Below are 23,923 nucleotides of genomic sequence, written 5' to 3'. Positions count from 1 at the left end.
ATATATTAATGGATAAATCTCCTATTATAAATATTTAGTAATAATGCTGCAGCAATAATAAAAGTAATATATGAAGAACCTCCATAACTGATAAAAGGTAATGGTAATCCCGTAACAGGTGCAATTCCTAAATTCATACCAATATTGATAATAGTATGGATAGCAAACATTGTAAAAATACCGGTAGCGATAAAAGATCCTTCTATATCTTTGGCAGAAAAAATAATTTTAATCATCATGCTAAAATAAATAATATAAAGAAATACCACTAAAAAGCTTCCTATAAAGCCTGTTTCTTCTGCGATAATAGCATAGATAAAATCTGTATGTTTTTCCGGCAGGAAACGTCTTAAATTTTGTGTTCCATTAAAAAATCCTTGTCCGGAAAAACCTCCAGATCCAATAGCTATTTGTGCTTGAATAATATTATATCCAGCTCCTAAACGATCAAATTCAGGATTGATAAAGACCAATAATCTGCTCCATTGGTAAGGTTTGAGAATTTTTGTAGCAATTCCTGACATAAGAAAACTAATTCCTATAATAAATGATCCAGTAGTAAATTTATTGATCCAAGTAATAGGTTGAAATAATTCTATAACAAAAGTAATAATAGTATAAACCAATAAAATAGTAGCTATAGCAAAAAAAGTATTAGGTAATAATAAAATATCAAGGATAGCAATAGGAGAATTGTTAGAATTAGCTAAGTAATAGAATTGATAATAGGCATAACATAATGTAAGAATTACCATTAATAAACCTGTAATTAATCCTTGAAGAATAATTGAAATATTTTTAGTGCTTACCATTGTCATTGTTATAAAAATAGATATGAAAACAATACTAGTACCTAAATCAGGTTGTAATAATACCAAACTTAGAGGAATGATTAAAATCCCTAAGGCAAAAATTAAAGTGCGGAAGTTAGATTCGGTATTCGATTTACTACTTAAAAATTTAGCATAGAAAAGAATATAACAAATTTTCATGACTTCTGATGCTTGGATCCCTAATCCAGCCATACCCAACCAGCTTTTTGCTCCTTTTATTTCTTTGCCGACTAACAACGTGAAAACCAATAGAATAATGCCTAAAATATAATAGATAAACGATGTTTCTACAATATAATAATAGTCAATAGATACAATGAAGAGTGCAAAGATAATTCCTAAACCTACCCACAAAAGCTGTTTTAGATATAAATTAGTATTATTTCCGTGCTCCAATTGCCCTGTACTAAAAATAAACAAAATACCAATAAAAGAAAGGATCAAAGGTATAATAACATATAAGATACTACCTTTTTTTAAAATATTTTTCAAGATATTCTCCTGTTGATCTTGCTTTTTAATTCAGGGTAAAGAGTTCCAAAATAGTAGTTAAATAGATTTGCAGCAATAGAAACCGCGGCTCCTGTTCGATCTTGCTCTAACAGTACTGTAATTGCAATAGCATTAGATACATTTTCTTGACCATAGGGTCCATAAGCTGTGAAAAGACCATTATTTTTTATATTACCTGTTTGAGCTGTTCCAGTTTTTCCAGCAATAGGAACTTGCAGATAAGGAGTATTGATCCAACCTGCTGTCCCACCGCTTTTAGTGACTCGAGCCATTCCTTCTTGAAGGATATTAATTGTTTCTGGGGGAATATTTACCGTTTTTCGTGCTTCTGGAGTTTGCGACCAAATAACACTGCGATCACGTAAATTTAGCTGTTCTTTAAGGATATAAGGACGAAAAATAGTGCCTCCATTGGCAATGATAGCAGTCATTTGATTGAGTGCTAAAGGTGTTACGAGAACATCTCCTTGACCAATTACGATATTTGCTGAATCGCCTTGTGACCAGTTTCTTTTATGTATTTTTTTGAACCAAGCATCATTTGGTAGAAAGCCATTTTTTTCATCAGGCAGATCAATATAAGTTTTTTCTGTAATGCCAAATTCTTTGGCCATCTCTAAGATTGGTTTATGTCCGACAATTTGCGAAAAATAATAAAAATAACTATTGCATGAATAAGCAATAGCACTACGCATATCTACAGCTCCATGTACGCCAGTGCAACGAAATACACGGTTTCCTATTTGGTAAGATCCAGTGCATACATGCTTTCTATAAGGATCAATTCCTGCTTTGATAAATGCCGCTGCTGATATCAATTTGAAAGTAGAAGCTGGTGAATAAGTTCCTTGTATTGCTCTGTTTAAAAATGGATATTGTGTATCAATCGATAGTTCTTGAAAACGCTTTTTACCTTCTATGGAATCAGGAGCAAAAATACTAGGATCTACGGAAGGAGTACTTAATAGTACCAAGATTTCTCCAGTAGTAACACGACTAATGACTACAACACCAACTTTTTCTTGCAGTAATTCCTGAGCTTTAGCTTGTAATTTGGCATCGATGGTTAAAACTAGATGATCTCCTTGTATAGGTTCTTTGAAAACATCTTGTTGTAAAACATTGCCTCGAACATCTACGGATCTCAATAAAGTCCCCGAATTGCCACGAATATTTTTGTCATATTGTTTTTCAATACCTCTTTTGCCTATGATGCTACCTAAATAATATTCGTCTACAGCATTTAACGAGCTGTACTCGTTTTTATTAATAATTCCAGTATATCCAATCACATGAAAACTTGACATATTGAATGGGTAGACTCTTTTAGGACGATTTTCCCAGAAGATTCCGGGAAATTCGTCAATTTTTTCGGCAAAACGTGAAATAATATCCGGTGAAATTTGTGTTTTTATCACAATAGGAGTGTAAGGATCAATAAATTCATCATGAATTGTAGCAGTAATTTTTTCAACAGGTTCGTTTAATATTTGGCTCATTTTAGTGAATAATACAGTGCGTTCGATCGGATCTTTTGGTAAATTAGCTTCAATCACTGTTAGTGCTAATGATCGCTCATTGTATGCCAATTTTAATTCTTTGGTTCTGTCATAAAGAATACTGCGGTAAGAAGGTATACGTAAACTGCGGGTTTGATTTTTTTCTGCTCTATCTTTAAAAATAGAACCTTTGAACAATTGAAGATATATCAATCTTACTGTGAATATAGACAGTAATGTATAGATAATAACTGCAAACATGGTTAATCGCGTTTTCAAAATTTGAGAAATATCTTGCATATTTTGTTTCCTCATTTTAAGCTATGTTGTTATTTTAATTAACTTTTTAAAATTTTGTTGTAATAACTGAGCTCTGTATTCAGCTATTTCTTCAATATTGGAAGAGAGTGAATTAAAAATACTGCTATTTGAATGAAGGCGAAATATTAATGCTCTCCATTCGTCACGGTTGGATATTTTGGTAGAAACCCCGCATAACATTTCTGCCAAAGCAATAACTTCTATAACTTCTGTTTGATTGATATTTTTTTGATTGATCATATGGAGTAAATGTTCAATCAGGAATTCATGATCTCCATTTTTAGAAAGTAATTCTTCTTTTACTTCCTGCTCTTTATAATGTATTTTATTCAAAAATTCTTGCATTTTATCGATTAATTCTAGCTCACTGATACCAAAGCTACTTATATTTTTAAAAAAATAAAGTTGGGAATTTTTTAGTCCATGGAAAGGTTGAAGTTGATAACCGCTTTCCTGGCATAAAGTTGCTAGTGATGATGTAAGATTAGCCATTTCTAATGCCGCTAAATTTAGTAAATACGAAACAGATAATGCATTTCCTGCGTTATTAGCATAAGCAGTTGTATAACCGAATTCCGAATGATAGGAAAAATGAATTTCTTCTTCTATTGAATTAACTATTTCAGATATTCTTTTATAGATGGGTTTTGCCTTGGAGCCAAAATCAATACCGAAAATTCTAATATGATCTTTCTCATTAGGTAGAAAGATCCATTCAGCATTTTTGTCGAAGAAAAAAATGTCTCCAAATTCAGTAAATTCTTCTGTAATAATCAAATCCTTTTCCATATTAAGGATTTGTTTTTTATTATATTTTGATATATTTATGCTATTAATAGACGTATAAGAATCTGTTTTTGATAGGATATCAGAAAACTGATCTTCGATTTGTATTTTTTGTGCCTGTGGAAGATAAGCAGGAAAAGGTAACGCCTCTATATTCCTAGCAAGCCGCACACGTGTAGAAAATACTATATTATCTAATGCTGAGAATGCATGAGAACGTATTTTTGGAAGGATAATTTTTTCCATGTTCTATTTTATTTTTTGTATTTTTTTTATGCGATTTCTAATTTTTGCAGCTTCTTCATAATTTTCTTTTCTTAAAAGAGCTTGAAGTTTTAATTGTAATTTTTCTAATTCCAACATTTCAAAATGTTGCTTGCGATATCTTTGTGGAATATGTCCCTTATGTTTTGATCCATAACTATTTTTGATAAGACGTTCTTTAATGATATCATGAAACTCATCATAACATATAGAACAACCAACATTTCCAAAACGTTTAATTTCTTCTGCAGGATGTCCACATACACGGCATACTTTTGTAGTAGGTTCTTCATTTTCTGTTAATTTTCCAATATGTCCTACTATAGCGGATAGGATATTTTTCATTTCGTTTATTGCTTGTAACATATTGGGATAATTAGCATTCAATTCAGAAATATCTGTAGATGAAAATTTTTTTAATGCGCATTGAGGGCATAGTCCTTGATGAAATACTTCTTTACCATCAAAAACTCTAAAAAGGAGAACTGCTGGCTGTATTCCACAAATATCACAAGACTTTGAGAAAATATCTTCTGACATTACACTCTCCTTAATATTGATTTTATATCCTTTAAAATTATAGCATATTTGCAATTTATTGTCAAAATATATTTTTATTTTTAATAAAATGATATTGATAATTAGATTAGTATTTATTCAAAAAAGATTAACTTGATACGATTCTAAAGCTAAAATCTTTTAGTTTAAAGGATAGTTAAAAAACGAAACCATAGGTAAGATGCTATTTCTTTTACCTAAATGTCCATATCTAAAGTTTAATCTCATATGAATAGTCCTTTGCCAAAAATGCATTAAACTTTGTAATTTCTTATTTTTGCCCAATAAATTTATTTTCTTAATGATCAACAGAAATTTGTGCCGATTTTCCGTGATAAATATCATTGCTGCCTCTAACATTTTCGTATTTTTATTGTTTGAACCTTTTTACTCCTTATGTTTCTTGAGAATAACAACTTCCTTGGGTATTTCATAATAACGTGTAGAATATCTGTTTTATCAGCATACAAAACACTCAAATCTCTGCTACCGATTTCCTGTACAATTCCGGTTGTAGCTTTTTCTGTTTTGGAAATGTCGAAAAAACAGCATCTCCAATTTCGATATTGTTAGTATTATTGGTATTGTTTTCTGAATAGAGCATCTCAATAAAAAGCACAAAATATCTTATTAATGGGAAAAAATTTTTTTTTATTATTTAATCTCCTTAGGGTATAAATATAGAGTAGATTTTAATTGCTTTTGATTAATTCTTGAATGAGTTTAAAAAACGACAAAAAGACCATATTTTTTTTGTAATTGTTTTTATGATTTTTCTTCTTATAGAACCAGCAGGTAATAATTGATTGAGCATTCGGATGGAGCTTGTAAAATCTGTATTGACTCCATAGGTGAGCATCGATTTATATGCATTCAGTATTCCTACACAATCAAACATATGTTTTATAATAATAGTTTGTGATTTATCATCTAATTCTGATGTTTCCATTTGATTACGGTAAAAATTAAATAGTGCCATCTTTATAGGGATAAGCTGATCCGCTGGATGTCCATATTTTTCAAAAATTTCTTCCAAACAGCATAGTATATATTTAGTTTGTTCGATATATTGTAATATTTTATCCATTTTTTTCTTGCCTGTAGTAGCGCTGTCTTCACCTTTAATCCAATAGTAATAAGCTTTAATCTTAATACTACACCATGTTTTGGCAAAAATACAAATTGTTAAGAATAATAACAAATCTTCACTCATGGTTAAATATTTATTAATATTTAACTCATTAAGTGCGTGCAAAGCTAGTTCTGTTTTGATAAATTTTGGTATCATATTCCATAATTCTATTCGAAGTGAAGTGTAAGCGTTAAGAATTTCTTCATTTTTGAGAAATTGGTCCTCATGTTTATAATATTTTTTGTGATAGGGATAGAGAAAGACGCATTCAGTAACAATAATATCGATATTTTTCTTGATATAAGGTATAGCTGCATCAAAACTTTTATTATTAATCCAATCATCAGGATCTACGCAAAATATATATTGTCCGGATGCTGCTCTGATACCGGTTTCGCGTGTAGCATATGTACCTTTATTATACTGGTGTTTTAAAGCTCGGACTCTAGGATCCTGTTGACAATAAGTCTGTGCCAGATTCCAACTTTTATCGGTTGAATCGTCATCAATAATAATGATTTCTATCGGATGTCTGGTGTATGAAAGAATACTTTCTATGCATCTTGGTAGATCTTGTTCTTTATTATATAAAGGAATAATAACAGAAATAATCGGAGCCATAATCTAATCCTTGCATTTTTTCAGTATGTGATATGCTGCATGAATGATAGGATAGATTTTAAGTTTTTTCATGGTAATGATTAATTTTTCTTTTGTACTTTTCTCTTCTTTTAAATTCAATTCTTTGAGCAAAAAATGAAACTTATGTTCGAATTTTTTTAAATCACTTTTTTTGAAACAGGCTTTGTGCAAATAAAATCCTTGAAGCATTACTAAAAATGCATATTTATATTGCTGAAATAAATTTTCTTCTATCAAAAAATTATAAGTGTTCGATAAAATTTCAGGAAGGTCTTTCCACGAAACAAGATTATTACTGGTAATTGAATTGCTGCGTTTACGATAATAGTAATAAGGTGTATTGCTAGAAACAATAAGTGGTTGTACTTTTACTGCATATTTAAACCAAAATTCTTCATCTTCATGGTAGAGGTGGTTAGGAAACCATATATTATTTTTTGTGATATCATCTGTTTTGAAAATTTTATTCCAAGCGGTAGAAGTAAAAGAAAAAATATTCCTTTCTGTGCAGTATTCTACTTTGTCAGCTAGGTCGAAATAAGGATTATCTAATATTTCTCCTGTTTCATCGTCAAAATTCTCTGCAGAAAATACGCCGCAATCGGCATTATTGCTTTTTATTAGATCTATCATATTTTGATAGCAGTCAAGAGACAAGAAATCATCACTATCAACAAATGTGATATAGGGTGTTTTTGTTGCTTTAATACCAGTATTTCTAGCTCCTCCTAACCCGAGATTTACTTTATGTTTGATATAAGTGATTCTAGAATCTTTATAAGCATATTCTAGAATTATTTTTTCACTATTATCCAAAGTACAGTCATTCACAATAATGATTTTGATATCTTTTAAAGTCTGATTGACCAAACTATTTAAACATTCTCGAAGATATTTTTGTGTGTTATAAACCGGAACTACAATACTTAACATTGATTTTAACCGGCCAGGTCAGTAAGTAATATCATAACATACCCCTCTATTTTATCAAGTTTCCAAACTATTTTTTATTATATCATAGAAAAAATAATGTGTCAATGGTTAATATACTGTAGACAAACAATGAAAAATAATATATAATATAAAAAATAATTTGAGAATGGTATATGTTAAAACGTTATATCGCATATAGTATATTATTGTTATTTTTATCTGGATGCTCGGCAAAAAATGAAGTAAATAATCCTAATAAAGGTAATATAAAGACATATTATCCTATTACTGGTATTGAACCTGAAAGATCCGCATGGGTTCCAAATTCTGATTATGTTTTCTATTTTACGAGAGCAACACTTCCAGCACTTTATATAGCTCTTAATATGTTTTCTCATACTCAAGAATCATTTCTATATTCAGAACGCAAAGCTACTTATGATACTAATTATCTTCCTGCACATGTACAAATGTTGGCTTTAGGATCTTCGTATGAAGACGCTATTCAAATATTTAAAAATAAAGTTAAGGAGCTTCAAGCGAGTCATCCTGATGCGACTTATACGTTTTTTGTTGATGATATACGTGCGGATCTTATTGTTTCTTTATTTTTTGAAAATGGAGTAAGTGAAGATAATGTATTTTTAAGATTATTATCTGATGGGACACAAACATATGTGACTTTTAAAAATTCTTATGGAGCTGCTAATGGCGAAACAGTTTGGAACCGTGATGTAAAAGCTATTAGTAATATCTACCAACAATATAAAAAAATAGGGGGGAGCTCCTTTATCGATTCTTGGTGCTATAGTTTTCCGGTTGTTCCTTTTGTTTCACAAAATGCAGTTTTAGTTCTGCAGTGGCCTGAGTTATTGGGTACAAAAAGTTTGTCTCTTTTTAAAAATCTTTCCGTTCAGCATAATAAAAATATTTGGAAATTAAATCCTTATAAGTTATATACAGCTTTACCTGTGGCAGAACAGAATTCTTTAAAGAATATGCTTAAACTAACTCAAACCTATCAGCAACTAGGCGGGAAAACAATAGACCAGGCTTTTACTGATACCGGTCGAAGTAATGTTATTATTACTGGGAAAAATCCTTATGGAGATGAAACAGATCAATATGTAGCTTTGGTGAAAAAATATTATGGTCCCACATATGCTTATTTTTTCAAACCTCATCCAGCGTATAACCAAAGCCCTCCTGACGTTATTACATTGCCTGGTGTTCTTCCTATGGAAGCAATATTATGGTTTTATTCTGATAAAATATCTGTAATAGGTGGCTACGCTTCATCATTATACATGACGACTTCAACTAATTTAAAAAAGTTTTTTTTCTATAATGATGTTAATGAAATGTATGCTCCGTTACCAGAAATGTATGAAAGAGGACTATTAGGTGAAAATGTTATTTTTCTCAGTGATCTTCGATAAGATCATGTAAAAAAGATAGCATAAAAATTTGACAAAAAGGCAAAAGGGGGCTGCAGTGTGCAACCAAGGCGTATTGCTGTTATTATTCCGTGTTATAATGAGGAATTGACAATTGTAAAGGTGGTAAAAGATTGTAAATCTACTATTCCTAATGCTGTTATTTATGTTATTAATAATAATAGTACGGATAATTCAGCTGAGTTGGCTGAAAAGGCTGGAGCAACGGTTTATAATTGTACTTATCAAGGCAAAGGGAATGTAATTCGTTATGCTTTTACAAAAATTGATGCGGACATTTATATTATTGCTGATGGGGATGATCAATGTGATATGAAAGTTATTCCTGATGCACTGAAAAAATTTATTTCTGAAGATTTAGATATGTTAAATTTAATAAGAGTGGCGGATTCGCAAAGTTCGTATCGATATGGGCATGCTTGGGGAAATAAAATTCTTACTGGTTTGGCAAATTTTTTGTTTCAAAATAAATGTTCGGATATTCTTGGCGGATATCGTTTATTTTCAAAACGATATGCGAAAAGTTTTCCGGGACATTCAAAAGGATTTGAAATAGAAATTGAATTGAGTATTTTTGCTTATCAAATGAGGTTGCCCACAAGTGAAATTCAAATACCTTATCGAGCGAGACCGATAGGTTCTGTATCCAAGCTTCATACAATAAAAGATGGGATAAGAATCCTATTAACAATAATTTATCTCTTCACAAACGAAAAACCAATCACCTTTTTCGGAGGTATTGCTTCAATATTTGGGATATTAGGACTATATTGGATTATAGATATTTGGATTGAATTTCTTAAGATATCAGCTGTTCCTCGTTTTCCTACATTGATTTTTGCTGTGACTTTTCTTTTGTTATCTTTACTTTTATTAACTACAGGATTGATGATCCACTATATTCAACGGAATACTTTTGAACAACGTCGTTATGCTTATCTCAATGTAGAGGAAAAAAATTAATGGAAGTATTTATATTATATATTATATTATTTTCTGGTTTTATCCTATTGTTGAATAAAGATGCTATATTAAATTATCGTCGTCAAATTTTATGGATATTGTTGTTAGGGATGTATGGATCATTCTCTGTTTTAGGATATAATTTTTTTCTACCAAAAGATGCAATTTTTATGGTTAGTCCGCTAGGAATTTTAGTTTTTGTTATCATGACAATATTAATGTCTGCATTTATTATTAGTATTTTTATTTTAATTGATTTACTAAAAAGCCGTTTGATTCAGGGTAAAGAAAAAATAGATTCGATACACATAAAAATTTTTTTTTGTCAATCTTTTATAATGTTTGCGATTATTTGGACTGTTTTTTTGATTCTTGTATTTCCGGGAATTTTTAATGTTGATTCTTTCTTCTTATTGCATTCTATTGTATATAAAAAATTTAATAATTATTTTTCTGCTTTTTTCTTATGGATTTTAAATATATTTTATAAAATTATTCCTAATCCTTTTTTCCCTATTTTAAGTCAAGTATTATTTGCCGCTTGGGTATTTAGTTTATGGACTACTGAGTTTTATCGAAAAAAAATTTCAAGAAAAATTATATGGATTACATCAGGATTATTTGCTTTATATCCTCCTGTAGCGATTTTTATAGTCAATCTTTTCCGTGATGTTCCTTATAGCCTTGTTATTGTTTGGTTAGTATATTTTATTTATCAGATTGTTTTTAATGACCGTTACGATCGAAGATTAATTTTTATATTTGGCCTAGTGACACCATTAGTACATTTTTTCAGGCAAAACGGCATAATAGTTGTTGTAGGGATCATTATTTTTATTTTATTTTACCGTCCAACTAAACGTAAAATTTTATACTTTTTTTTAGGATTGATTATATCTTATACCGCTTATCAGACAATATGGACTTTAACAAAAACAGGGCCAGATAGAAGTAAAAATTTGCCTTCTCTTGTGGTAACGGCTATTAGTAATTCTTATATTTATCGATCAGGATTGCATTCTCCAGCTGCTCGGGATTGGGTGGAAAAGAGTGGTAATACAGTCCAATGGATAAGTACTTCGAATGAATCCTGCCCTGTTAATCCTTTTCATAATGTACCATTATTTTTACTTAATTCAACCAATGAACGATGGAATTCTGTAGTTTATCATGAGATGAGTAAAAAGGATATCATGTTAACATATTTTTCGTTATGGCGCTATGATTTTAAATTGAATTTAAGAACACGTTTGAATCTTATAGCCAACTTTTGGAGTATTAATATTCCTGATTCTGCAATTGGTTTATATTTAGTATCTACTTTGGATAAAACAAATAATTATGAAACTCCTAATATTAACATACATTTCAGACGTCCTGATTTTATCATGAAAATTCATCATTTTTTACAAACAAAATCGATCTTATACTTTATAGGAGGTGGATTTTATACATTCTTGTTATTGATCATCATTTTATACATTTTGTGTTATCAAAATAAACAAAAATTATGGCTATTAGTGCCATGGTTTTGTAATTTTTTATCACTTTTTGCTGCTTCAACAGCGGTTCAATATAGGTATATTTGGATCGGGTTGCCAATGCTTATTATCATGGTAGGTATGGTTTTTATTCATAATAAAAAAAACTAATAGTAGGAAAAATTTTTATGATATATCTATTAATTACTATTTTTAGTATTATTTCTATCACTATTTTTTTATTAATAAAATATCATTCTCTTCAAACTTATGTAAATATTTATGATCCTTCTAAGTATGTATTTTGGTTAGTAGTTTTTTTATCTTTTTGTACAGCATGTTCATTGAGCTTGACGGAACTATTTTTTCCTGTAAATAAACTTGTTATATTTTCCATTAAGAATCTCATTTTGTTTATTATGTTATGGTCGTCATTAATTATTCCTTATATTGGACTTTTCATTGTGACACATCAGTTGCTGACTCAATTTTTTTATAGTCCTCGTATATCACCATCTCCTAAGTTCTTTTGGCAATCATTTTTTTTGATACTGATGATTGGACTTGTCTATTGGATCATTTTTTTTCCGGCAAATATGTCTGCTGATTCTTTTGAGACATGGGAAGAAATAAAGAATAATTATATAACAGATTATCATAGTATTGCCTACACTTTTATTCAGAAAATATTAATAAAAATATGGGATACTCCTGCTATTATTAGTCTGGTTCAACTTATTATGTTTTCATGGATTATGGCTGTTTGGATGAATTTTTTCTATCAGCAAGGACTGTCTGGTAAATTCATTAAAAGTCTGTTTGGGGCGATAGTTGCCATGCCCAATACTGGTATTATGATTGTAACGCTTTGGAAGGACATTCCTTTTACTATTGTTATTCTTGGGCTTGTTTATTTTATGTTAAATTTTATACTTTATCCGAGATACCGTACAAAAACTTATATACTTGTAAATATAGGAATTTTATTTGGATTATCTACGGTTTTTAGAATTAATGGTATTGTAATAAGCTTCATAGGAATTCTAATACTTTTATGTTTTGCTTTTGTTCATCGGTCTTTTAAAATTTTTTGGCTTCCGCTGTTTGCTTGTATGTTGGTGCTGTTACTAAATTATGGCATGCTTTATAGGGTATTAAATGTTCATAAGAGTTCTGTAACGAATAACAGAAATAATATGATTTTTATGCCTATTAATACAGCATATTTGTATGGCGTGCAAGATCATTTGCATCCGAATGTAAGAAAATTTGCTCAAACTATTAATGAAGGTATATGGAAAAATTATGGAACATCTTTTGTGAATAATTTTTTTTGGGAAGTCAGGGAAGCATCCCCTGAATCTTTAGCTACTTTAGAAAAAGGAGTTGCTTCCAAAAAGCAGTATTTTGAATATTATTGGCAATTATGGGCAGGATCTCCTCTGATACATTTTAGAACAAGATTGAATTTTTGGGATCCTTTTTGGAACAGTCAAACTCAAATGTTTTTAACACCTTTTATAGGAATGCCTAAAAGTGCTGGTATAATTTCTCGTTTTGATAATCCTATTATAAATAAAATAAGAAATATTTTTGGTAGATTAAATGATATTAATTTAATAATTTTTCCTCTCTGGATGAACACTTTATTTCTTATTTTTTGTAGTATTTATTGGATTATTTATGGTGATTGGAAAAATCTTATTATTTTATTTCCTTGGGTAGTAAATAATTTTTTGTTATTTTGGGTATCTCCTTCTACCGATTATCGTTATTTTTGGATGGGTATTTTTTTAGGTGTAATATCCATTCCACTCACACTAATGCAGAATAAAAGGGTGTCATGATGAATGTATTTTTAGCAAATTATGAAAAACATATATTTTTTCCTAAAAGAAATATATATGCTTGTATTATTCCTGTGCTTAATGAAGCAGAGAGATTTCATTCTCAAATGAGAAAGATGAAAGAAGCCAATATTTTTGAATTATGTGATGTTTTTATTTGTGATGGTAATAGTATTGATGATTCTTCAAATCCTGAAATTGTCAAATCTTATGGTGCGCGTGGTTTGATTATTAAAAAAGATGAGAAAAAACAAGGTCAAGCTGTTCAATTAAAAATTGGGTTTTATGAAACAATGAAGGAAAAATATCATGGTGTTATTATGGTTGATGGTAATGATAAAGATAATATAACAGATACTTTGGCGTTATTTTTAGATGCTCTTAGCCAAGGATTTGATTTGGTCCAAGGTACGCGTTATCGTAAAGGAGGGTATGGGATTAATACTCCTATTCTTCGTGAATTAGCTATTAAATTTGTTGCTTCCCCTATGGTGAGTTTAGGTGCTAAGCGATGGTATTCAGATCCTTGTAATGGTTATAAAGCATTTTCAAGGAGATTTATTCTTGATCCTAAAATGAACTGGTTTAGTGATTTTTATCAGAGTTATGAATATTGTTATTATCCTCTTGTACAAGCTAAACATTTAGGATATAAAATTATTGAAATTCCTACCGTAAGAGCGTATCCGAAGGATAGTGTGCCCAGTAAAATTACGTCTCTATCTCATCATCTGAATTTATTAAGATTGATTTTTTTATTAAGTTTTTCAAAAAAAGTATGATATAAAATTTAATTTTTCGAGCTATAAGGAACATAATCGGCATTTTGCATAGCTTTTTTGATGAGATTCAAAGAGTCAATGATTTGTTTTTGATATTGTGTAGCATCGTTTGCCCATAGTTCGATGACAAAAGCTCCCTGATAATTTACTTCTTTTAAAATTTGAAATACTTCTATAAAATCTACTTTTCCTTGACCTAAAGCTAAATCTCTAAATTGACCTAAATTATTTGGTCCGATTGGTAATGTATCTTTCAGATGAATTGCAGAAATTCTTGAAATGTAAGTTTTTAATTCTTTAGCTACATTATTCCACCATGCTGTTAAATTTCCTACATCGGGATAAACAGTGAGCCAAGGTGAGTGAATGTGTTCTGTAATTTCATCAAATTTTGTAATGGAATTCATGAACGGATAATCCATAATTTCGATAGAAATCATTATTTGCCGTTCTGCAGCCTTTATTGCTGCAAGAGCTAATTCGTCTTTAAATTGCTGTTTGGATTGAATAGTACTTTCTTCATAATATACATCGTATCCTGCCATTTGGATATTTCTAATTCCACAATGTAAAGAAAAATCAAATGCTTTATTCATAATTTCACGAGCTTTAGCAACAATATCAGGATTTTTTGAGCCAAAAGGAAAACGTCGATGGCCACTAAGACACATAGAAATTATGGGAATTCCAATATCTTGAGATAAATAAACTAAGTCTCTTTTTTGCTCAAGAGACCAATCTAATCTGCTTAAACGTTCATCACTTTCATCAATTGATATCTCGATAAAATCGAATCCTAATTCTTTTGTTTTTAATAATTTTTCTTTCCATGAAAATTCATCAGGAAGAGCTTTTTCATATAATCCAATCCAAGACATTTAAGACCACCATTTATGCATTTCTTCTTTAAAACTCTGGGCTGCCTTTATGGGATCAGGTGCATCTCTTAGAGTTCTTCCGGCAATGAATGCTTTAATTGGTATTCCTTTAAATAATTTTAAGTCAGTTATTTCTAAGCCTCCTGTTATGGACATTTCAAATCCCATATCCGCCAACTGGGAAACTTTTTTGATATCATCTTCTCCCCATGTTTGACCTGCTGCTTGGGCGTCTCTTCCTCTGTGATAAATAGCCTGTTTAATGCCTATTTTTCTCCATTCTGCAGCCTCTTCAAATGTCCAATTGCCAAATAATTCAGCTTGAATATCACCTTTAGGATATTTTTTAGCTTCTTTTAGTGCTGTCTCAAAGGTGGCTAATGGTGCAGCACAAATAACCGTCATCCAATTTGCTCCCGATTCTCCAATCATAACTTTTGACAACAAAGCTCCAGCATCTGCTACTTTAATATCCGAAACAATAATATGGTCCGGATATAATGCACGTAAAGCTTTTAATGCTTGAGTTCCTGCAGTAGTCATAAGTACCGTACCAGCTTCGATAATATCTAATTCTGTAGCAAGAATTCGGGTACTTGTTAATGCATCTTCAAGAGATGTATTATCTAAAGCTAATTGTAATAATGGTATAGACATGTTATTCTCCCTGTATTAATCCGGCTTTATTAAAAGCTTCTTCAATTTCTGTTTCTGAAAGTAGATTTTTAAGCCCTACAATTTTAGTTTTTCCTGATACTTTAAAATTATCCACTAAAGCCTGTGAACAAAAAACAGCATCATAATTATTGGCTGCAGATTTAGCTTCTCCGATTGCCATGTGATCCACAGAGGCAGTTAAGTTTAATTTTTTTAACACATTGTTAATTTTCATTTTAATCATTTGACTTGATCCCATACCACTAATACAAGAAACTAAAATTTTCATAACATACTCCTTAAATGGTTTATTCTCCATGTTTCCAGTAAGTGTTTTTATAAATTTTGTATTGAATCTGAGGAATAATAAGCATTAGTAGAATTAAAGTAACAGATCCGGCTATGGGAGCTACTTTAATAAATATTCCTGCAACGAGCCAAAGAGTTGAAAAGTCAATATTACCATGCCAACCTCCATATTTATAGAGCTCGAAATACCAAGCACAAAATGCTCCTCCTAAAACTTGGAAAATCCCTGTAAATAAAGGTAATAAAGTTGCTGCACGGATTCCTCCTCTTTTATTAGCATACACGGCAATGGTTGCATTGTCAAAAAATAACGGTACAAATCCTGGTATGATCATGATAGGAGATTTGAATATTAAAAGACCAGCAATTGCAATAAATTGACCAGAAGCTCCTAAGATGAATCCCCATAAAATGGTATTTGGTGTTGTAAAACCATAAGTAGCAGCACAATCAACACCAGGCATAACACCAGGAAGCAGTTTACTAGAAATACCATGGAATGATTCAGTCATTTCAGCAACAAACATTCGTACTCCCTCCCTCAGAATATGCAAATATACAGCAAATAGGAGAGATTTGGATAGAATGTAAATAGGGAAAGAAACTGTGTTAGCAAAATTTTTATCTAGCTGTCGCATATAATCTTCACCAAGAATACTCATAATAACTCCAAAGAAAAGTACCATAATAATGCTTGAAGAAACTATACTGTCATTAAAAATATGCAGCCAGCCAGGTAATTTTATATTCTCGAGATTTTTTTCGGGATTTCCCATTTTTGCAGCAATTCTGTCTGTTACCCAGACTGCCAGCATTTGTTGATGACCTAGCGCAAATCCAGCATTATCAGTTAAATTTTCGGTTGGTTCTACTGTAAGATTTGAAAATACAGCCCAATAAGTTCCTACTAATAAACCTACAAGAGCAGCGCCTGTTGTGTTTCTAAGGGATGGAGCAGCAAAAAATACTAACCAAGTTATTGTAGTTGCTTGCTGGACCATAATATGCCCTGTTACAAAAAGGACTCTTAATTTAGTATATTTTCTCATAGCAACTAGGAAAATATTCCAAAAAAATCCAAAAAGTAAAGCAATAAGAGTATACGAAGTAACGACCCCAACACTTTCTAAAGCTGCGTTAACGGCATTTAAACCAAAATATGGGTCGATAACAGCAGCATTTAGATTGAAACGGTCGTTTAATCCTGCAAGAATAGGTCGAAATGTTACTACTAAACCTCCAGCTCCTACATTTAAAATCATGTAACCAACTGTTGCTTTAATAAAACCGCTTAATGACTCGTACCAGGGTTTGTCTAATAATATATAACCAATAAGTACAATCAAGCCAATAAAGAATTCAGGTTTCGTAAGGATATTGTTAGTAAAAAATGAAAAAATATTTAATATTATATTCATAATAACCTCCTTTTATAAAAAGGATGTAAAGGGAACATCTGTATCTACAGAAAATACATCCCTAAAGCCTCTGTAATACTGAAAATATATTTTATCTTTGTCATTCGGGTAAACAAACTTGCCTCCAACTTGCCATATAAAGGGATGAAATTTATATTGTAATCGATCTTTTTTCATCTTCCAAAGAACAACAATTTCTTCGGTATCTGCTTGGAAATTAGTCCAAATATCATGGTGAACAGGAATAATAACATCCGTATTTAAGCTTTCTCCCATGCGAAGAATATCTGATGAGGTCATTTTATCTGTGATGCCTCTTGGATTTTCTCCAAATGCTCCTAATGCAACATGAATTTTATGTTCATTTCCATGTTTTGCAAAAAAGTTGGAATAATGTGAATCTCCAGAATGATAAATATTGCCACCTGTTGTTTTAATCAAATAATTAACAGCCATATCATCCATTTCCAACACAGGTTTGCCTGCCAATTCTACATTAGCGGGAGCAGTAACAAGGCATGTGCGATCAAAAGCATCAAGAGCCATGATTTCAATGTCTTTTATTTTTATTGTATCTCCAGGTTTGACAGTAATACAACGTTCTGCAGGTACTCCCCAACTAGTCCATAATTCCACACATCCTTTTGGCCCAATAAATTTTACGGAAGAATCACAATTTTGCATTACTGCTGCTGCTAAGTTAGGATCAATATGATCTGAATGGATATGTGTAGCTAAAACAGCATCAAGTTCTTTGATAGCAAAGGGATCCAAAACAAAAGGCTGATTCCTAAGGTTAGGTTGAATTTCTTGGCATCCGGACATACGTTGCATTTGATGTCTTTTTTTCATTTTTCCACCATCATGACTTTGTTTGCCTGTTCCGCACCAAAAATCTATACATAAATTTGTATTATGTTCAGATTTTATCCATATTCCTGTGCACCCTAGCCACCACATAGCGAAAGTATTAGGCATGACTTTTTCCTGCTCAATTTCTTCATTGAGCCATGTACCCCATTCGGGAAATGTATTTAAAATCCAAGATTCTCTTGTGATTTCATCTATTTTGGCCATTTTGTCCTCCAATGATACTATTTTTCATATTAATTAGTAATTATATCTTGAATCTCAAAAATTAAAAGTGATTTCTTTTATTTTGATATTATTTTTTTAATTTTATGCTGTTTATATAATTATGTTTTATTTATTATTTATCGTTGAAATTTTTGAAAAGTAAAGTTATAATGTGAAAAATTTTCTCTGGGAGGAACCTTTATGCTTAAAGAATTAAAAGAAAGAGTCTATTTGGCAAACAAAAAAATAGTACAGGAGAATTTGGTTATTCTCACCTGGGGGAATGCGAGCGCTTTTGATCAGAAATCCGAACTCCTTGTCATTAAACCCAGCGGTATCCCTTATGATACCATGAAAAGTGAAGATATGGTAATTGTAGGCCTGGATGGAAAGGTTGTCGAAGGAAAATTAAAACCTTCCTCAGATATGCCTACTCATTTAGAAATCTACAAAAAGTGGGGAAATAAAGTGCAAGGGGTAGTGCATACACATTCGATATATGCCACAGCATGGGCTCAATCAGGTTTGGATATACCTGTTCAAGGCACTACGCATGCGGATTATTTTTATGGAGATATTCCCTGTTTGAGCTTCTTAACTAAAAAAGAAGTAGAAGAAAATTATGAATATTATACAGGAGTAAAAATTGTTTCAGAGTTTGAAAAGAAAAAAATTGATCCCTTAAAAATGGGGGCGTGCTTATTAGCAGGTCATGGCCCGTTTACTTGGGGGGGAAATATAGATAAAGCCGTTGAAAATGCTATAGTGTTAGAAACAGTAGCAAAAATGGGCTTTTCTACTCTGTTATTGAATCGTAATATTAAACTTCCCGAGTATATTCTTGACAAGCATTATTTAAGAAAGCATGGTAAAAATGCTTACTATGGCCAATGATTTTCGCATGAAAATTCTGTAAGTTGAATAAAATGAAAAAATTATGGTATTATAATACATTAATTGGAAAGATAGGCATCGTAGAAAATAATGGTATGATCATCAATTTGAATTTTCATAATGATCTGCCTTCATTAGATTGTGATGTTCAGGAAACAGAATTACTATGGCAAGCTAGTGTTCAACTAAATGAATTCTTAGATAAAAAACTTAAGAATTTTTCTTTGCCTTTATACTTTCATGGGTCAAGCTTCATGAAAGATGTATGGTTTGCTTTAACTGAGATCCCATATGGAGAAACAAGAAGTTATAAAGACATAGCTTATCAGATTGGAAAAAAACAAGCATATCGTGCTGTGGGTGCTGCAAATAACTGCAATCCTCTACCTATTTTCTTACCATGTCATCGTGTCATTGGTAATGATGGTGGTCTTGTAGGGTATCGTGGCGGTCTCGAAATAAAATCATTTTTATTAGAAATGGAAAAAAGTAATAATTAATGATTATTTATCTATAGTTTTTTTCTTTTTTCCATATTTCTGATAGTTCTATTGAAGATGATCTTTGAAATTTCAGTTTTTTTAACAAATAACTAACCATTTTTTCGCGTAAAGCTTCTAATTCTATTGATTTTTTATCTTCAAAGTGTAATTTTTTCTTAAATTCTTCAATGGATAGATTTTGATTTTGAGCATGACGATAAAAGTAATAATTTAATTCTTCATTATTAAGAGAAATTTTTTCTTTTATGATCATTTCATCCAACCAAAGTATAAATGCTAATCCTTGCTCTGCTTGAATAGGTAAATTTTGAAATTTTTGTTGGATTTCTTTATCTTGGTAAATAAAATTCAATGGCATATCTTTTCTGATAACTTCTTGTTCTGCTAATTTAATGGTTAATTCTTTTAAATTGTTCAGCCACAAGCTTTTGGGTAGGTCTATAGTTATTTTTTCACTGATTTTTTTTGATAATGATTCGGTTTTCTGAGTGTTATTATATTGCTTAGCAATATTTTCTAATTGTTCTTTTGCTGTATTGAAATATTCATTTTTGGTTTTAAAGGGACTTTTTTCTCCGATTTCTGTATCTGTTACTTGATCCCATGCTTTGACACGGGAAATGTCTTTTAATTCTACCTTTAATGGATCATTTAATTTTCCTAAAAATTCAGGTAGATAACCGCTCAATTCATCGAATGGTATTTCTATAGTATCTCCTGTTTTGTGACCGGCTAGTATAGAAAGTTTCTGAACATCAAAGATAGCAATTTTTTTATCTCCTGTATATTCAGGATTTTTTATTTCGACAGTTATTAAATCATCTTCTAAAATAATTCCTGTTGTTTTTTGAGTAAGGCCTGCTTGCTTGCAAATAGTTTTTTCTATAAATTCTTTACTGACCGTACACTCTTCGTATTCGAAGATTTCATTGTTAATATCTGGATAAGAAATGATATGAGGATATATTTCGTAAACGAGGCTGAACATAAATTCTTTATTGCGATCTAAACCGCTTAGCGGTGTAAAACGAGGACGTCCATAAAATTTCGTTCCGTTTTTTTGTAGATGTTCAACTGCATTTTCTGTAAATACTTCTGAAACTAAGGAAGGCAATTCCGGAGGATTATGCTTAATAATAATTTCCGCTGGAACTTTTCCTTTTCGATAACCTGGCAATTGAAAATTTTTTTGAATCTTTTGGATAGCTTTGGAAAAAGCATTATTTGTTTCCTCTACAGTTGTTGAAACAAATAATTGATGTAATGCATCTGGGTATGATTTTAAATAAAAAGTCATTGATTAACTCCTATATATCTTCATTTAAAATTTTATTTTTTAATAGTGAATCTGCATCATAAGGTTGGAATTCTAAAATAATAATTTTTTTATTATTCGCATCAGAAAATAAAATGTGTTCTAAATTAATGTGTATCATTTCGTGTTTTTCTTTCTGTTCAGCAGTGGAATAAAAGTAATAAAAAATTTCACCTTGACTAGTTTTTATAGTTTTCGATCCATTATTTTGATATTTACTTTTTAATAGTATTTGCAGTTGTTCTATAAAAAAATTGTTTTGTTTGTTAATTTCCCATATGTACATAAACCCGATTAGTCGCTGAAAACGAAATAAATAAATAATTTTTGCATTTTCATCTAAGACATTTCCTCTATATACCAATCGATCTTCTGTACTTGCCTTTTCATCTAAAAAATATTCATTTTGTTTTTTTTCGAAAGATAAAATATATTGATATTTTGTTCCCAGTAAATTTCTTCTTATCTGAGAAAAATGATCCATATTATTTTGTGCCCAAAATACAGTAAAAATGAAAATATTTAAAAAAACGAGATTTGTATATCGCATTGTATATTATGATAGATTTATGGTAGTTTTGTCAAATTATTTGCTATTTATTTTGTATTAATATATAATATCATATTATTAATTTATGAGGAATGATATGGTATTTTCGGGTGAATTTGTAGTAAGTAAAACAGTAAAAATAGGCATTATTGTATCACGTTTCAATGATTTTATTGGTACAAAGCTTCTTGAGGGTGCAAAAGATGCTTTAATTCGTCATGATGTTTCTAAAGAAAATATTGATATTGTCTGGGTACCAGGCGCATTTGAAATTCCTTTAGCTGCTAAATGTTTAGCACAAACTAAAAAGTATGATGGAATTATTACGTTAGGTGCTGTTATTCGTGGCAGTACACCGCATTTCGACTATGTATGTGCTGAAGTTTCTAAAGGGATTGCATCGCTTTCTTTGGAACATCAAATGCCTATTATGTTTGGTGTGTTAACTACAAATACAATCGAACAAGCTGTAGAACGTGCCGGCACCAAAGCAGGAAATAAAGGATTTGATACGGCATTAGGTTTATTAGAAATGATGTCTTTGCTTAGTAAAATAAAATAATTATGACATCTTTTTCTTGCTCTTATTATATGCAAAAAGCTTTTGATTTAGCTCTTAAGGGAATTAATAAAACTTCTCCTAATCCTTTAGTTGGTGCTGTTCTTGTTAAGAATAACAACATAATTGGTGAAGGATATCATCAAAAATTTGGTGGTCCTCATGCCGAAGTTCATGCAATTGCTAGTGCCAATCAAAGTATAACCGGAGCGGATCTCTATGTCACTTTAGAACCTTGTACTCATTATGGTAAAACTCCACCTTGTGTTGATTTGATTATAGAGAATAAAATAAAAAAGGTATTTATTGCTTGTCTGGATCCTAATCCCTTAGTTGCAGGTCAAAGTGTACAAAAATTACGTGATGCTAACATAGAGGTGGAAATAGGAATTCTTAATGACAAATGTAGGTCGTTAAATGCTCCTTTTTTTAAATATGTTACGGAACAAAAATCATTTTTGTATGTAAAAAATGCTATTACAATAGATGGTAAAATAGCATGCAAAACTGGACATTCGCAGTGGATTAGTAATAAAATGGCTCAGGAGTATGTGCATAAACTCCGTTACCGTATGAGTGGGATTCTTACTGCAATCGGTACGATAAAGTATGACAATCCTCAATTGAATGTGCGTTTGCCATCAAAAACTGCTATTAATCAACCTTTTAAGGTTATTATTGATCCATTAGGTGAATGTTCCATAGAATACAGGGTTTTTCAGGAAAATCCTGATAAGATTATTCTTTTTATCTGTGAAAAATATACAAATAATATCAATATTGTTCAGTGTATAAATGCAGGGGCTCAAGTTATCCGTTATCATGATCAAGAAATTCCTGTTGATTTTATTCTTGCGAAATGTGCAGAACTAGGTATTGATTCCTTGCTGGTTGAAGCTGGTACAGGGTTAATATCGAGGATTTTAAGAGGTAATTATGCGGATGGTGGTGTATTTTTTATTGCTCCCCGAATTCTAGGCGATAATAAAGCATATACTTTGATGTCTGGACAAAATTGTTCTGAAATGAATCAGAGTTTAAAACTGAATAATGTTCTATGGAAACTATTTCCTGGCGATGAAGATAATATGGCATTATTTTTTGGAGAGAAACTATGTTTACCGGATTAGTTCAAGAAATGGGTCAAATTACTCAAATTCAGCATCTTAATCAAGGATTACAATTAACTATTACTGCATCTAAAATTTTGGAGCGAATCCAAATAGGAGATAGTATTTCTACATCTGGTGTCTGCTTAACTGTTATTTCGTTTGATAATGTTTCATTTTCTGCAGATTTGATGTTTGAAACCCTCAACCGCAGCACTTTTAAGAATGCTTGTACAGGTGATTGGGTAAATTTAGAAAAATCATTAACTATGGAAGACTTTTTAGGAGGGCATCTAGTACTTGGAGATGTAGATTGTACGGGTATTATTCAAAAAATGGAAATACATGGTATAGCGTCTGTGTTTCAGATTTCTGTTCCTAGCCCCTATGGAAAATATATCACTGAAAAAGGGCGAATTGCTGTCGATGGAGCGAGTTTAACGGTGATTTCAGAAGAAAAAAATTTATTTTCGATATCTGTTATTCCACATACATTAAAGAATATTACTTTAGGATTGAAAAAAATAGGTGATTCAGTAAATATTGAAACAGATATCATTGCCAAGCAGTTAGAAAAATTAATATCTTACAATAATACTTCTTTAACTAAGGAGTCATTAATAAAACATGGATTTATATAAAT

23 protein-coding genes are annotated in these 23,923 nt (G+C 30.9%); 10 read left to right on the top strand and 13 right to left on the bottom strand.

Annotated elements, in window-relative coordinates:
• Positions 1-5: 5 nt before the first annotated feature.
• From rodA to BM018_RS03485, 6 genes are all read right to left on the bottom strand, one after another.
• Positions 6-1,325: a rod shape-determining protein RodA gene (rodA, locus tag BM018_RS03510; protein WP_159428156.1), complete on the bottom strand. Its 1,320-nt coding sequence runs from the start codon at positions 1,323-1,325 to the stop codon at positions 6-8.
• Entirely contained in the window at positions 1,322-3,145 is a 1,824-nt protein-coding gene (mrdA, locus tag BM018_RS03505; RefSeq protein WP_159428155.1) for a penicillin-binding protein 2, read from the bottom strand. The genes rodA and mrdA overlap by 4 nt, the downstream gene beginning before the upstream one ends.
• 21 nt (positions 3,146-3,166) lie before the next feature.
• Positions 3,167-4,198 carry an ATP--guanido phosphotransferase gene (locus BM018_RS03500; RefSeq protein ID WP_092318671.1) on the bottom strand — a complete coding sequence of 344 codons (1,032 nt, stop codon included), beginning with the start codon at positions 4,196-4,198 and terminating at the stop codon, positions 3,167-3,169.
• 3 nt (positions 4,199-4,201) lie between these two features.
• Entirely contained in the window at positions 4,202-4,756 is a 555-nt protein-coding gene (locus BM018_RS03495; protein ID WP_092318669.1) for a UvrB/UvrC motif-containing protein, read from the bottom strand.
• A 724-nt stretch (positions 4,757-5,480) separates the two neighbouring features.
• On the bottom strand, positions 5,481-6,527 hold the full coding sequence (locus tag BM018_RS03490) for a glycosyltransferase family 2 protein (RefSeq protein ID WP_092318667.1): 1,047 nt from the start codon (positions 6,525-6,527) through the stop codon (positions 5,481-5,483).
• Between the two features lie 3 nt (positions 6,528-6,530).
• Positions 6,531-7,481, bottom strand: coding sequence for a glycosyltransferase family 2 protein (locus BM018_RS03485; RefSeq protein ID WP_092318665.1), 951 nt, complete (start codon positions 7,479-7,481; stop codon positions 6,531-6,533).
• 173 nt (positions 7,482-7,654) lie between these two features.
• Here BM018_RS03485 and BM018_RS03480 point away from each other — a divergent pair, with 173 nt between their 5' ends.
• From BM018_RS03480 to BM018_RS03460, 5 genes are read left to right on the top strand one after another with little or no spacing between them, the layout of a single operon-like run.
• Positions 7,655-8,920, top strand: a complete 1,266-nt coding sequence (locus BM018_RS03480) for a hypothetical protein (protein ID WP_092318663.1) — start codon at positions 7,655-7,657, stop codon at positions 8,918-8,920.
• A 57-nt stretch (positions 8,921-8,977) separates the two neighbouring features.
• Positions 8,978-9,901 carry a glycosyltransferase family 2 protein gene (locus tag BM018_RS03475; RefSeq protein WP_092318661.1) on the top strand — a complete coding sequence of 308 codons (924 nt, stop codon included), beginning with the start codon at positions 8,978-8,980 and terminating at the stop codon, positions 9,899-9,901.
• Positions 9,901-11,553 carry a hypothetical protein gene (locus BM018_RS03470; RefSeq protein ID WP_092318659.1) on the top strand — a complete coding sequence of 551 codons (1,653 nt, stop codon included), beginning with the start codon at positions 9,901-9,903 and terminating at the stop codon, positions 11,551-11,553. The genes BM018_RS03475 and BM018_RS03470 overlap by 1 nt, the downstream gene beginning before the upstream one ends.
• A 17-nt stretch (positions 11,554-11,570) precedes the next feature.
• Complete coding sequence (locus tag BM018_RS03465; RefSeq protein WP_092318657.1) at positions 11,571-13,229, top strand: hypothetical protein; 1,659 nt, start codon at positions 11,571-11,573, stop codon at positions 13,227-13,229.
• Positions 13,226-14,011 carry a glycosyltransferase family protein gene (locus BM018_RS03460; protein ID WP_092318655.1) on the top strand — a complete coding sequence of 262 codons (786 nt, stop codon included), beginning with the start codon at positions 13,226-13,228 and terminating at the stop codon, positions 14,009-14,011. Before BM018_RS03465 ends, BM018_RS03460 begins: the two co-directional genes overlap by 4 nt.
• Before the next feature lie 8 nt (positions 14,012-14,019).
• On the opposite strand, the gene BM018_RS03455 is transcribed toward BM018_RS03460, so the two are convergent.
• From BM018_RS03455 to ulaG, 5 genes are read right to left on the bottom strand one after another with little or no spacing between them, the layout of a single operon-like run.
• Positions 14,020-14,889: an L-ribulose-5-phosphate 3-epimerase gene (locus BM018_RS03455; protein WP_092318654.1), complete on the bottom strand. Its 870-nt coding sequence runs from the start codon at positions 14,887-14,889 to the stop codon at positions 14,020-14,022.
• The gene (ulaD, locus tag BM018_RS03450) at positions 14,890-15,546 is read right to left on the bottom strand and encodes a 3-keto-L-gulonate-6-phosphate decarboxylase UlaD (RefSeq protein ID WP_092318653.1); all 657 of its coding nucleotides are present in this window, start codon (positions 15,544-15,546) and stop codon (positions 14,890-14,892) included. It abuts the gene before it with no gap.
• Position 15,547: 1 nt separating this feature from the next.
• The gene (locus BM018_RS03445; protein WP_200778560.1) at positions 15,548-15,835 is read right to left on the bottom strand and encodes a PTS sugar transporter subunit IIB; all 288 of its coding nucleotides are present in this window, start codon (positions 15,833-15,835) and stop codon (positions 15,548-15,550) included.
• A gap of 19 nt (positions 15,836-15,854) precedes the next feature.
• Positions 15,855-17,273 carry a PTS ascorbate transporter subunit IIC gene (locus BM018_RS03440; RefSeq protein WP_092318649.1) on the bottom strand — a complete coding sequence of 473 codons (1,419 nt, stop codon included), beginning with the start codon at positions 17,271-17,273 and terminating at the stop codon, positions 15,855-15,857.
• 12 nt (positions 17,274-17,285) lie between these two features.
• Positions 17,286-18,350 carry an L-ascorbate 6-phosphate lactonase gene (gene ulaG / locus BM018_RS03435; protein ID WP_092318647.1) on the bottom strand — a complete coding sequence of 355 codons (1,065 nt, stop codon included), beginning with the start codon at positions 18,348-18,350 and terminating at the stop codon, positions 17,286-17,288.
• A 201-nt stretch (positions 18,351-18,551) separates the two neighbouring features.
• Between ulaG and araD the strand changes: the two genes are divergently transcribed.
• Positions 18,552-19,244 (top strand): L-ribulose-5-phosphate 4-epimerase AraD, encoded by a 693-nt coding sequence (gene araD, locus BM018_RS03430; protein ID WP_092318645.1) that lies wholly within the window; start codon positions 18,552-18,554, stop codon positions 19,242-19,244.
• A 32-nt stretch (positions 19,245-19,276) separates the two neighbouring features.
• Positions 19,277-19,744: a methylated-DNA--[protein]-cysteine S-methyltransferase gene (locus tag BM018_RS08235; protein WP_092318643.1), complete on the top strand. Its 468-nt coding sequence runs from the start codon at positions 19,277-19,279 to the stop codon at positions 19,742-19,744.
• Positions 19,745-19,751: 7 nt separating this feature from the next.
• On the opposite strand, the gene BM018_RS03420 is transcribed toward BM018_RS08235, so the two are convergent.
• Positions 19,752-21,044 (bottom strand): trigger factor, encoded by a 1,293-nt coding sequence (locus BM018_RS03420; RefSeq protein ID WP_092318641.1) that lies wholly within the window; start codon positions 21,042-21,044, stop codon positions 19,752-19,754.
• A gap of 10 nt (positions 21,045-21,054) precedes the next feature.
• The gene (locus BM018_RS03415; protein ID WP_143280399.1) at positions 21,055-21,546 is read right to left on the bottom strand and encodes a hypothetical protein; all 492 of its coding nucleotides are present in this window, start codon (positions 21,544-21,546) and stop codon (positions 21,055-21,057) included.
• 163 nt (positions 21,547-21,709) lie between these two features.
• Here BM018_RS03415 and ribH point away from each other — a divergent pair, with 163 nt between their 5' ends.
• Genes ribH through BM018_RS03400 form a run of 3 tightly spaced genes read left to right on the top strand, consistent with a single transcriptional unit; the run spans position 21,710 to position 23,921 of the window.
• On the top strand, positions 21,710-22,174 hold the full coding sequence (ribH, locus tag BM018_RS03410; RefSeq protein WP_143280398.1) for a 6,7-dimethyl-8-ribityllumazine synthase: 465 nt from the start codon (positions 21,710-21,712) through the stop codon (positions 22,172-22,174).
• A gap of 2 nt (positions 22,175-22,176) precedes the next feature.
• Complete coding sequence (gene ribD / locus BM018_RS03405; protein WP_092318635.1) at positions 22,177-23,301, top strand: bifunctional diaminohydroxyphosphoribosylaminopyrimidine deaminase/5-amino-6-(5-phosphoribosylamino)uracil reductase RibD; 1,125 nt, start codon at positions 22,177-22,179, stop codon at positions 23,299-23,301.
• Positions 23,286-23,921 (top strand): riboflavin synthase, encoded by a 636-nt coding sequence (locus BM018_RS03400; protein ID WP_092318633.1) that lies wholly within the window; start codon positions 23,286-23,288, stop codon positions 23,919-23,921. Before ribD ends, BM018_RS03400 begins: the two co-directional genes overlap by 16 nt.
• Positions 23,922-23,923: the final 2 nt, after the last annotated feature.

This window comes from Brevinema andersonii (assembly GCF_900112165.1).
In the GTDB taxonomy this organism is placed as follows: Bacteria; Spirochaetota; Brevinematia; order Brevinematales; family Brevinemataceae; genus Brevinema; species Brevinema andersonii.
The sequence above is the reverse complement of the archived record's forward strand: the minus strand, read 5'-3'. Positions and strand labels throughout refer to the sequence as shown.